An 11,688-nucleotide genomic window follows, 5' to 3' on the forward strand; every position below is an offset into this window, starting at 1 on the left:
CCTGGAATCATCAAATTGATGGGTGTCGGCTGACTCAGGTCAGCCAGTGAATCGTTCTTCCAGGATGCGGGTCTCGCATTCTGCATTCGTCCGCTACCGATTGGGGATCGATTGCGACACAGAGCACTATCGGCAAACCACGATAACGGGCTAAGCCTTCATCAGGCGCCATAATTGGCAACCCGCCCAGGGTACGCCCTTGCTTGTTGCGGTCATTGTCGAGAAAACCCAGAATCCGGTAATCAGCCAGCCCTCCCGCACCCAACAACCTCTGGCTCATGGAGCCAGCTCCCCAGACCAGAATTTCTGCGGATCGAGGTAGCTGCGGGGTTACAGTCAACGTGCTCTCGCGTGCCGAATCTTCAAGATAGCGGCGCATTGACACCACCAAGCCTGCGTCAGGAAGTGAACAAAATCCATGATGACCGGCTACCAGTGTCAGTGCCGGATAATTGATGCCATCGGGCAAGGGCAGGTCAGTTATAGCGGCATGCCTCACTGTCAAACCCAGAGTTCTTATCAATCGGCCTAGCGAATGCACACCAAAATGGTTGATGTGCTCACTGTCGAGGTAGTAAAACGGGGTGCGCTCAAACGCTCCGTAACGACCGGCATCCGGCACTTCGATATAGATGTGGCCAGAGTCGCTCAATAGTCCGGTCACCGCAGCCAGCAGGTTCATATCCAAGAGGTGCTCCAATACATGACTGAGCACTACAAGTTCGAAACGCTGGCCAGCAAATATCTTTGCGACTTGACCCAAAGTCCCCGTGTGTATCCGAATGCCACGATCGACCGCCGACATTGAGCAATGAATGTCCGGATCCAGCCCCTGACCTTGAGTAAAACCCTGTTCAGCCATAGCCTCCAATAGCCCACCCCGACCACAACCGATATCCAGCCATGGTGCATGCCGATCAGGTAGCCACTGAGATAGCCTGGCTGCGGTTTGCTTAAGCCGCAGACGATCCGTGCCGCTCTCTCCAGAGCCACTAGCATGGGCGCTGGCATATTTCGCAAGGCCTGCATAATAGCGGTCGTAACAGGCCTGACTGGCTGCCGTATCCGCGTAGACGAAATCACATGCGAGGCAGGCGACCAGATCATATTGATCAGGTAACGGTGAGGTGCTCGGCTGTAATACGGACACTTGTTTAAGCCAAACTGCCTCAGTGCTGCTGCACAGAGGGCAGGAACGGTATAAGACTGGCTGAAGCTCAGCACGCGTCATTTACTCACCTTATTATCCTGATTCTGCTTCAGGAACGTCCCAATATTCTGCGCAGCGTGCTCCAAATGTTCTTCGCCAAGCCCAGGCCACACACCGATCCAGAAGGTGTCGTGCATCACTTTATCGGTTACCGACAACTCACCTGAGACCCTGAAATTGCGGCCTTGCATATAGGGCTGACGCACCAGGTTACCGGCAAACAGCAGCCGTGTACCGACACCTTGCGCATCCAGATATCGCAGCAACTCAACCCGACGGATACCGCAACCATCACGCAAGGTCATGGGGTAGCCAAACCAGGAAGGGTCACTACCAGGCGTGGCCTGCGGCAGAATTAGAAAATCCTGATAGCCGGCCAGGCGCTCACTGAGCCAAGTGAAATTACGCTTGCGGGCAACGATGAAGTCATCAACGCGGTCCATCTGCGCCAACGCACAGGCAGCCTGCATATCGGTGATCTTCAGGTTGTAGCCCAAGTGTGAGTAGGTGTACTTGTGGTCATAACCCTCTGGTAAATCGCCCAACTGCCAGCAAAAGCGCTTGCCACAGGTGTTGTCCTCACCTGGCGCGCAGTAGCAGTCACGCCCCCAGTCACGAAAGGATTCGATAATGCGTTTGAGCGCAGGGTTGTTGGTAAATACGGCGCCGCCCTCGCCCATGGTGATGTGGTGAGCCGGATAAAAACTGAGGGTACCGATATCGCCGAACGTACCGACCATATGCCCTTGATAGGTCGACCCAAGAGCATCGCAGCAGTCCTCGATCAACCACAGGCCGTACTTATCACACAGGGCGCGAACCACACTCAGATCGAAGGGATTACCCAGCGTGTGGGCCAACATGATGGCCTTGGTTTTCGGGCTGATTGCCGCCTCGATCTTCGCAGGATCGATGTTGTAGGTCGGCAATTCAACATCCACAAAAACCGGCACCGCACCGAATTGCAGGATGGGGTTGACGGTAGTCGGAAAGCCAGCCGCTACACCGATCACTTCGTCACCGGGCTTGATCGCCCGATCACCGAGACGCGGCGAGGTCAATGCGGAAAATGCCAGCAGGTTGGCTGATGAACCTGAGTTGGTGGTGAGGACGCAACGGCGTCCAAGGTACTTGGCCAGACGCTTCTCGAACGCCTCATTGAAGCGCCCGGTGGTCAGCCATCCATCGAGCACAGCCTCGGTCATCGACTGCAACTCACCCGCGCCAATCACTTTTCCCGATGGCGGCACCGAGCTCTGCCCCACCACAAATGGCTTAGGCGCCATCTGCAGTTCAGCATAGCGTCCGACCAACTCGGCAATCTGTTGGCGCAGCTGTTGCGCGGTGCTGTCACTCATTGAATTTCGCCTTGGTGAGCCGCGATCTGTTCGCGGGTAACGCATGCCATGTCACGCCCGTTTTGCCAGGCCAACTGCCAGTCCAGTGTGTGCTTCAGCGTCGTATCCAGTGACCAACGCGGCGCCCATCCCAGCGATTGTCTTGCCTTGCTGGAGTCCAGCGCCAGTAAACCCGCTTCATGCGGCTGGGCATCGGCAGAGATCGACCAGAGCGCCTCACCCGGCCAGAGCTCCGCAAGACGCCTCACGACCGCCTCCACTGTCGCGAGCCCGGCACTGTCTGGTCCAAAATTCCAAGCAGCAGCATGACGTTCAGGATCAGTCAGTAGTCCTTGGGCCAGCTGTAAATACCCCATTAATGGATCAAGCACGTGCTGCCAGGGACGAGTCGCATGGGGGTAGCGCAAAATCACTTCTCGGCCTTGCTGCCAAGCGCTGAAGATATCGGGGATCAAGCGCTCCGCAGACCAGTCACCACCACCCAAGACATTGCCCGCACGAGCAGTTGCCAAGGCAACACCTGAGGCCCTGAGGAAGGAGTCGCGGTAACTGGCGCACAGCACTTCAACACATGCCTTGCTGCTGCTATATGGATCAAAACCTCCGAGAGCATCTTGCTCCCGATAAGGCCATGGCCACTCGCGATTCTCGTAGCATTTGTCAGTGGTCACCACCACAACAGCGCGTACAGAATCACTAGAACGAATGGCTTCCAGCAGGTTGAGCGTACCCATGACATTGGTGGCATAAGTCTCCGCTGGCGCTCGGTAAGACTCACGTACCAAGGGTTGCGCAGCCAAGTGCAGAACCAGTTCAGGCTGAAACTCCAGCAACACATCACTCAACCTGGCGGCATCACGAATATCCGCAAACTCACCCGTGATCTGCTGATCCAGTTGCGCCACCTGCCACAGCGACGGTGTGGTAGCCGCGGGCAAGGCAAAGCCACGCAGATCAGCCCCGAGCTGACGCAACCACAGCGCCAGCCAGCCACCCTTGAAGCCGGTATGCCCAGTCAGCAGGACTTTACGCCCTCTCCAAAAGTCCGGGTTCACCGCCATAGCTGCCACTCCGCCTCACCGCTTTTCCAGCGATCTTCCAAGAGCACCCGATCACGCAGAGTGTCCATCGGCTGCCAGAAACCACGATGCAGGTGACTCATCAACTGCCCTTCGCTGGCCAGCGCACGCATGGGCTCAAACTCCCAGGTCGTGCCGTCATCCTCGATATAGTCGATTACCGCCGGTTCCAGTACAAAAAAACCGCCGTTGATCCAACCACCATCACCCAGCGGCTTCTCCTGAAACCCACTGACCACCTGCCCTTGGATATCAAGTGCACCGTAGCGACCTGGTGGCTGTACTGCGGTAACAGTGGCCAATTTGCCATGCTGTTTGTGGAAAGCGATCAGTGCTGGGATGTCGATATCGGATACCCCATCACCGTAGGTAAAGCAGAAGGCCTCATCACTCAGGTAGTCGCGTACACGCTTAAGACGACCGCCTGTACCCGTTGACTCACCCGTATCAACCAGCGTTACGCGCCACGGCTCAGCGTGACGCTGATGGATGTGCATACGGTTTTCGCCCATGTCAAAAGTGACATCCGACATGTGCAGGAAGTAGTTGGCAAAATATTCCTTGATTACATAGCCCTTGTAGCCCAGGCAAATAACAAAATCATTGATGCCATAGTGGGAGTAGATTTTCATGATGTGCCAAATGATCGGCTTGCCACCAATTTCGATCATGGGCTTTGGCTTGAGATGAGACTCCTCACTGATGCGAGTGCCCAACCCACCAGCCAAAATCACTGCCTTCATTATTCAAACCTCAAACAGGGCATCACTGAAAAATACCTGCGGGCCATTAATATAGGCCGCATTGGAAAGTGCCAATAAACCAGCACATTACCCGCTCTACTACCGATTAAGCAAAAAATTGGCCAACTATGCTTGATTAGACACTAGCAACCTACTGGCTAGGTCAAAACACCTGATCACAATCCTTCAGCGCCACGCTCCAGACAGGCTAAATAGGCAACTTCCCATACACCAGAAACGCGAAACCCCAGTAAGCTGGGGTTTCGCGTTAAGCAATCAACATATCAAAACCATGCCACATGGCTTCAGAGCCTATTGAGACCACTGCACCAGGGGGCGCTAACGCAACTGATTAAATAAATTTAACCCCGCGATCTTCACATAGCTCTGCTGAGCAGCCTCCAATACGATCGTTTGAAATGACAAGCGAGACAATGCCTCGGCATAGTCCAGCTCACGCAGATCAGCCTGCACGGATTTATTCACAAGGGTGACATCTTCGTTATCAATTTCGGTGGTTTCGATGAGGTTCATCCGCGCACCGATTTCAGTCTGCACCTCAAGCACCCTGCCCATGCCGTTGTCCAAGTTAGTCAGGGCAATTGCCACTTCGTTGCGCACACCGAGGTTACCGGCTGGCGATGTAGGGGAAGACTCGAGTGCCTGACGCAAGCGGCTGATGGTGTTGAGAATGCTGCGCTGTTCTTGAAACTGCGGCTGCAGGCCAAATTCATCGCCTACCGCTGGCGCGCCATTAATTTCAAAGCTGGCACCGAATACATTGATCGTGTCCGGCGGGCCGACCGTGATGGGCGCATTAGTCAGAATGGGGTTACCTGCCTTGTAGGGCTGCGAGTACACGTCGAAATTCGTACCATTGAAACTCAAGAGGACGCCGGAGGTTGGAAACATTCGGTCGAACACTTCCTGATTGGTCAAGGGCGCGAATGTCGGGTTGACCAAAGCATCTACAGTTCCGCTGCCGACTATCGCGGCCGAGTTATTGGTCGAGGAGCGACTCACAGCGAAATCAGTCGGAGCGGACTGCAGAGTGAAACTATGGGTGTTGATACCTGGGGCCCCCGGAGTGGCGGTATCAGCCAACAGGTTGTCCAGATCAAGCTCATTATCCCCAGGCTGCAGGACGACATCTAACTGGAAACGCATGCCACGAAAATTGATGGTGTTGCCGCTATTGATCAAGGGATCAATCACGCCACCGCCGGGTACCTCAGATGTGACGTCCGCGCCAGCACTGTCATAGATGCGAAATTCAGTACCGCTGACAAACGCCAGCGAATAGGGCTCGCCAGCGCGAAAGTTACTGTTGAAAGCTTGATTATCCTGCACCAGACCAGGCGAGATAAACACCCGCTGATCTGCCGGATCCACTGCAGCAATGTTATCTGCAGGCAACGGCACAGGCACATTACCAGCGGTGGTTAGCGCGGGGTTGTTAATACCACCTACCTCCACGACCCGATTGGCGTTACTCACATCCTCAAACAGACGCTTGCCGTTATCGTTGATCGCCACGTTGCTTGAACCCGCAACCTGCAGGCTACGCAGGCCCTCATCACCCTGATAGGAATACGTGCCGTCTGGGTTACGCAGAAAGGGTTCGGTTTTGCCAAGAAAACCGCTGAACAAATACTCACCACGGGCGTTACGACTGTTCATCAGGTTGAGCAGCTCACCCTCGCGTTCGCCCAGTTCTTTGGCGATTGAGCGACGGTCATTACCTGACAATGCGCCGCCACCGGCCTGCACGGCAAGCTCACGGATACGCTGCAACACGTTCACCACCGAGGTGATCGTGGTTTCTTCCTGAGTCAGACTGTTCTTCGCCGCCGTGAGGTTTTCCTTGTACTGACCCAATATCGCCTGCTGCTGTTCGAGCTGTAGCAAACGCACCGAGGCAACAGGATCATCGGCCGGGGTAAGAATACGGTTCCCGCTGCTGATCTGTTCCTGGGTCCGGATCACATTGGAATAGTTGCGCCCAAGACCGTTGACGCCGTTATTGAAGGCCTGGATCGAAGAGATGCGCATCACCATAAAACTAACCTCGAAGTTCTAGACGGCGCGTCAGAACGTATTAATCAGTGTATCGAACAGGCTGCGGGCAACTTGAATGATCTGCGCTGAGGCCTGGTAGTACTGCTCAAACTGAATCAATTTGGCCGCTTCTTCATCCAGATTGACGGCTGAAATCGAATCACGGTTATCGGTGGCCTGCTTGAGAATGGCGCCAGTGGCTTCACCATCAACCCGCGCCTGACTGGTCAGGGTGCCCACCCGCTCCACCAGATCGCCGTAAGCATCAGTAAAGCTTGATCCAGTGGTTGCTGGAGCCAATGGGTTGATCCCAATGGTCGTGCGATTTTGCAGATCAATCAGCTTTAGGGCATTACGGTTATCAGACACCCCATTGGTGTTGAAGGAAACCGAAAAATTGTCGCCTCCTTGCGGCCGGCCACTGATGGCCACTTCATAGTCAAAGGGCACCGGGACGGGGGGCGGTCCAGCGGTAGCGGGCACGGTAATCGTGATCTTGTTGTTCTGCCCCGGCACGATTACCCCGGTATCAATCACGTTGCCATTGATATCAACGACGTCATAGCCCTGGGTAGCAGCGCCACCGGCGCCCATGACAATACGCAGCGGCGGCGCATTGCGCAGGCTGGTTTCCAGGTTGGTTTGAGCCACTGGGTCATAGATGTCAATTTCAGTCAGCAGAGTGGGCTGGCTGATTACCCCCGCGCCGATATTGGCCGGGCTGGTTTGCGCTTTCAGCGGCGCGGCAAAGGCCAACTCTTCCGGCCGCTTCATATCAGCGCGGATATCCTGTCCAGCATTGCGGGTGGGCATGATGCGGAAGCGGTTATCCGGCACATAGTCGGCGTTGCTAAAGAGGGGAACAGGAACTGGCAGAGTTCGGTCCAGAGGAATTCTTACAGAAAAACCATCGAAAACATCCGGAGGAACACTGTCCAAATCGCCGGTGAAGGTCGTGCCGTCTGACACACGACGGACGCTAAACTCACCATTGACTCCAGTGAAGGTGACGTCATAGTCACTAGTTGTAAGCGCCGTGGTGTCCTCTATGAAGACTTCCAGATTCGCGTCCGGGTTACCGCCTACGTTATCGGGGCGTGCCAGGCTGCGCTGAGTGAGGATGGCCGGATCATTGAGGTCACGAAACAGGCCATTGCCAAACTGCCCATTGAGGTCAAGCCCCTGACCCAGCTGGCGATTAACCTGATCGGTAACCGACAGTGCCAAACGCCCGACCGCGTTCAGCGTGGTGTCCAGCACATCTTCACGGTAGCGAATCAACCCACCCATCTCGCCGCCAGTAATCAGCGAAGTAATGCCCTGGCGTGAGCTGCCGCTGACAAACTGCACTTCACTGCGCAGTGGGTCAGACAACCCAGGGCTCACTTCCAGACGCGCAGCCGTACTGCCAACCACCAACGGCTGGCCGGAGCCTACGAATAGGTTGTAGCTGCTGTCATCCTGGGCCACCACCGTCACACCGATAAAGGTCGACAGCTTACGCACTGCCTCCTCGCGAGCATCGAGCAAATCGTTGGGCTGCTGTCCATTGGATGCGGCAATGGCAATGGCATCGTTGTAACCGGCAATCGAGGTGGCCAACTGGTTGACCTGATCAGTCACTGCCGAGAGTTGCTTGTTGATAAAGGCGTTCTGCTCGTACAAGCGGTCGTACACGGTATTAAAGCGCTTGGCCAAGCCCTCAGCTTCAGACAGCGCCAACTGCCGCGCCGGGATGTTAGCCGGGTCTTCAGCTGCGGTTTGCAGCGCGGCAAACACTTTCTGCAGCCCCGGATTGACGCCGGTGGTGCTGCCAGCCAGCAATGAGTCGAGCTGATTGATCTGCCCCAGGTAGCTCTGGGTATCGCTGTTGAGCGCCGTGCTGCTGCGTACCTGGGTATTGAGAAATTCGTTATAGATGCGCCGTACATCGACCAGCGTGGTGCCCGAGCCGATATAGCCGGCACCACTAAACTGCGGAATACGCGTGGCCTGGACAGTCTCCTGGCGCGAGAAACCCGGTGTGTTGACGTTGGTGATGTTGTGACCGGTGACCGCCAACGAGGTCTTGTTAGCGGCAAGACCGGACAGGCCAATATTGAGTAAGTCAGCCATGGTTCATCATCCGTTGGTGGACGGCGTACTGACGGCCGCGACTGTTTGATAGGTCTGCATTTGCCGCGCTATCTGAGCAATCTTGCGGGCGTATTGCGGGTCCGTGGCGTAACCGGCTTTCTGCAGCTCTCGGGCGAACTGTTCAGGCTTGTCAGTGCTGGCCAGGGCTTTCTCGTAGCGGCCATTGCCCTGCAGGAAGCTCACAAAATCGTTAAAGCTGTGCTCGAAGGAGTCATAGGCGCGAAACGAAGCGGCTTCCTTGACGGCTTTGCCACCCTTGAATTCAGTGGTTAGCACCCTCGCCGAGTCGCCTTCCCAGGTGTTATGGGTCTTGATGCCAAACAGGTTGTGACTGCTGGTACCGTCCTGCTGACGAATGATCGATTTGCCCCAACCGGTTTCCAGTGCGGCCTGAGCCACCAGGTAACGCGGATCGACGCCAATCTTCTCGGCGGCCTTCTCGGCCATCGGCAACATGGCAGCAATAAACTCATCCTTCGAACCGAACGCGGCTTTGCCCGGCGCCAGCGGTGGTTGAGCAATGCGCCGGCCGGTGATCGCATCCGTGCCGTTAAGCCCCAGCGCGGTATCGGCGGGGGCGGCAAAAGCCTTGGCCGGAATCCAGTCATTCTGTGCCAACGGCTGACCCTCGGCGGCCGTGGCCGAAGGCACAATGCCCGCCAGCAGACGGTCCGTCAGCTTGCCCGGCAGAGACAGGCGCCGCTGGTTGATCAATGAGGTGTCGTCGCGCGCACTGTCGACCTTGGCCAGGGGCTTGCTGGGTGCGCTCGGCACCGGCTCATCCACCTGGGCAAACGGGTTAGGCCGGCTGCTCGCATCCTTGATCTTCGACATCTGCCGCACCAGCACATCGGCAAGACCGATGCCGTTCTGGTGGTTGGACAGGGTCACCGACAGCTGTTGATCGTGCATATCCTGATAGGTTTTGCTCTCGCTGCTGTTCATGAAGTTGCCTTCACCGAACACTTCGTTGGCCGAACGCATGGCCTTGAGCATTTCATTAAGAAACAGCGACTCGAACTCCTGAGCCACTTTCTTGATGTTTTTTTCGCTGTCACCGCCAACCTTGAATTGGTTGAGGCGATTGAGATCGTTATAGGCACCACTGTCGACAGTGCTGGTGCCGCCGAGCAAACCGGCTGAAAGGCGAGAGTCCATAGCGTGCGCTCCCTTAAATCACGATCAGATCAGCCTGCAGAGCGCCGGCTTGTTTCAGCGCCTCCAGGATGGCCATTAGGTCGGAAGGCGAAGCGCCCACCTGATTCACCGCACGGACGATTTCATCCAGCGTGGTCCCCGGGCCGAACTTGAACATCGGTTTGGCTTCTTCTTCGGCATTCACCTTCGACCGCGGCACGACCGCCGTCTGGCCGCCCGACAAGGCATCAGGCTGACTGACAATCGGGTCTTCGGTAATGGTCACAGTCAGGCTGCCATGAGTCACAGCAGCAGGTTGTACGCGCACGTTCTGGCCAATCACGATGGTGCCGGTACGCGAATTGATGATGACTTTGGCCACGGCCTGGCCGATTTCAACTTCGAGGTTTTCCAGAATCGACAGGTAGTCCACCCGCTGACCCGGATCAAGTGGCGCACTGACGCGAATCGAGCCGCCATCCACTGCCTGCGCCACACCTGGGCCCAGCAGTTCATTGATGTGATCAACAATATTCTTGGCAGTGGTGAAATCCGGACGGTTGAGGTTGAGGGTCAGGGTGTTGCCCTGATCGAAACCGCTAGGCACCGGGCGCTCGACCGTTGCCCCACCGGGAATGCGCCCCGCTGACGGTACGTTGACGGTAATCCGCGAACCATCGCCGCCTTCGGCGTCGAACCCACCGACCACCAGATTGCCCTGAGCAATGGCGTAAACGTTGCCGTCGATACCCTTCAGCGGCGTCATCAACAGGCTGCCGCCACGCAGGCTTTTGGCGTTACCGATGGAGGACACGGTGATGTCGATGGTCTGCCCGGGCTTGGCGAACGCCGGCAGGTCAGCATGGATCGACACTGCAGCCACGTTCTTCAACTGCACGTTGCCACCTTGCGGCACCTTGATACCGAACTGCGCCATCATGTTGTTGAAGGTCTGTACCGTGAACGGCGTCTGGGTGGTCTGGTCGCCGCTGCCATTAAGACCGACCACCAGGCCGTAGCCGATCAGTTGGTTAGAACGCACGCCCTGGATGCTGGCCAGATCTTTCAAGCGCTCGGCCTGCGCCAGCGACGCCATCAGCATGGCCGCAATCACCACTAGGTATTTAGGAAGCGTCATGGTGGCCATCCTCAGAACGGCCACATTGGGCTAATAAAGAAACGACTCATCCAACCCGGCTGGCTGGCATCAGCGAAGGCGCCAGTGCCAGAGTAGGTGATGCGTGCATCGGCAATACGGGTCGAGGACACGGTGTTGTCAGTGGCGATATCATCCGCGCGCACCAGGCCGGCAATCCGCACCAGTTCATCGCCGGTATTGAGGGTCATCCACTTTTCACCGCGTACCAGTAACACGCCGTTAGGCATCACTTCGGCCACCGACACGGTAATCGAGCCGGTAAGGCTATTACTTTGCCCGGCAGCACCAGAACCATCCGCCGAGCGCGTGGCATCGAAGCTGGCATCCAGGCCTAGGGTGTCATTGGTCATGCCCAAAGCACTAAGGCCTGCCAGTGGATTTTTCGGTGCCACAGTCATACCGAACAGGTTAGGCACGCCGATATTGGCGGAGCTGTCTTTACTGATCTGGCTGTTGCTGTTCTTGCTGGCCTGGGTGCGCTCATTCAGGGTGATGGTGATGATGTCACCCACGCGGTAAGCCTTGCGATCACCGAACAGACCATTCTCAAAACCGGCCTGATAGATCGAGCCGTTGTTCTGCGCAGCCGGCAGCGGTGTACGTGGCATCACAGGCGCGTAATAGGGATCATCCGGCTTAGGCGCGGGAGCCATGCAGCCGCTCAAAGCCAAAGGGCCAAGCAGTGCACTTATGATTGTCAGCCGGTTCATATCTACTACCTCATGCGTTGCCTGGGGTGGTGCGCAACCTGAGCCACCAGTACCCGTTCAAGCGATTCCTTGCCATATCCAAAGCCGAGCCCGTCGCT

Annotated in this window: 9 protein-coding genes; all 9 read right to left on the minus strand. The window is 56.5% G+C overall.

Features of this window, described 5'->3' with window-relative positions; all coding sequences use genetic code 11:
- Positions 1-34 precede the first annotated feature (34 nt).
- Entirely contained in the window at positions 35-1,231 is a 1,197-nt protein-coding gene (locus BLO50_RS01820) for a methyltransferase domain-containing protein (protein WP_090248260.1), read from the minus strand.
- Complete coding sequence (gene rfbH / locus BLO50_RS01825) at positions 1,228-2,568, minus strand: lipopolysaccharide biosynthesis protein RfbH (protein ID WP_090248262.1); 1,341 nt, start codon at positions 2,566-2,568, stop codon at positions 1,228-1,230. Before rfbH ends, BLO50_RS01820 begins: the two co-directional genes overlap by 4 nt.
- A complete protein-coding gene (gene rfbG / locus BLO50_RS01830; RefSeq protein ID WP_090248263.1) occupies positions 2,565-3,629 on the minus strand; it encodes a CDP-glucose 4,6-dehydratase in 1,065 nt (354 codons plus the stop codon). The genes rfbH and rfbG overlap by 4 nt, the downstream gene beginning before the upstream one ends.
- Complete coding sequence (gene rfbF, locus BLO50_RS01835) at positions 3,620-4,390, minus strand: glucose-1-phosphate cytidylyltransferase (protein WP_090248265.1); 771 nt, start codon at positions 4,388-4,390, stop codon at positions 3,620-3,622. The genes rfbG and rfbF overlap by 10 nt, the downstream gene beginning before the upstream one ends.
- Before the next feature lie 339 nt (positions 4,391-4,729).
- Positions 4,730-6,448 carry a flagellar hook-associated protein 3 gene (locus BLO50_RS01840; protein WP_090248266.1) on the minus strand — a complete coding sequence of 573 codons (1,719 nt, stop codon included), beginning with the start codon at positions 6,446-6,448 and terminating at the stop codon, positions 4,730-4,732.
- Between the two features lie 30 nt (positions 6,449-6,478).
- Complete coding sequence (gene flgK / locus BLO50_RS01845; protein ID WP_090248267.1) at positions 6,479-8,563, minus strand: flagellar hook-associated protein FlgK; 2,085 nt, start codon at positions 8,561-8,563, stop codon at positions 6,479-6,481.
- A gap of 6 nt (positions 8,564-8,569) precedes the next feature.
- Positions 8,570-9,742, minus strand: a complete 1,173-nt coding sequence (gene flgJ, locus BLO50_RS01850; protein ID WP_090248269.1) for a flagellar assembly peptidoglycan hydrolase FlgJ — start codon at positions 9,740-9,742, stop codon at positions 8,570-8,572.
- A 13-nt stretch (positions 9,743-9,755) separates the two neighbouring features.
- Entirely contained in the window at positions 9,756-10,859 is a 1,104-nt protein-coding gene (locus tag BLO50_RS01855; protein ID WP_090251112.1) for a flagellar basal body P-ring protein FlgI, read from the minus strand.
- A gap of 11 nt (positions 10,860-10,870) precedes the next feature.
- Complete coding sequence (gene flgH, locus BLO50_RS01860) at positions 10,871-11,590, minus strand: flagellar basal body L-ring protein FlgH (protein WP_090248271.1); 720 nt, start codon at positions 11,588-11,590, stop codon at positions 10,871-10,873.
- Positions 11,591-11,688: the final 98 nt, after the last annotated feature.

The organism is Pseudomonas peli, from assembly GCF_900099645.1.
GTDB lineage: Bacteria > Pseudomonadota > Gammaproteobacteria > Pseudomonadales > Pseudomonadaceae > Aquipseudomonas > Aquipseudomonas peli.

Excerpts from the sequence above, each read along its gene's own strand:
- flgH (WP_090248271.1), bottom strand. The coding sequence starts at position 11,590 with ATGAACCGGCTGACAATCATAAGTGCACTGCTTGGCCCTTTGGCTTTG.
- flgK (WP_090248267.1), bottom strand. The coding sequence starts at position 8,563 with ATGGCTGACTTACTCAATATTGGCCTGTCCGGTCTTGCCGCTAACAAG.
- rfbH (WP_090248262.1), bottom strand. The coding sequence starts at position 2,568 with ATGAGTGACAGCACCGCGCAACAGCTGCGCCAACAGATTGCCGAGTTG.
- rfbF (WP_090248265.1), bottom strand. The coding sequence starts at position 4,390 with ATGAAGGCAGTGATTTTGGCTGGTGGGTTGGGCACTCGCATCAGTGAG.
- rfbG (WP_090248263.1), bottom strand. The coding sequence starts at position 3,629 with ATGGCGGTGAACCCGGACTTTTGGAGAGGGCGTAAAGTCCTGCTGACT.
- BLO50_RS01855 (WP_090251112.1), bottom strand. The coding sequence starts at position 10,859 with ATGACGCTTCCTAAATACCTAGTGGTGATTGCGGCCATGCTGATGGCG.
- BLO50_RS01840 (WP_090248266.1), bottom strand. The coding sequence starts at position 6,448 with ATGGTGATGCGCATCTCTTCGATCCAGGCCTTCAATAACGGCGTCAAC.
- BLO50_RS01820 (WP_090248260.1), bottom strand. The coding sequence starts at position 1,231 with ATGACGCGTGCTGAGCTTCAGCCAGTCTTATACCGTTCCTGCCCTCTG.
- flgJ (WP_090248269.1), bottom strand. The coding sequence starts at position 9,742 with ATGGACTCTCGCCTTTCAGCCGGTTTGCTCGGCGGCACCAGCACTGTC.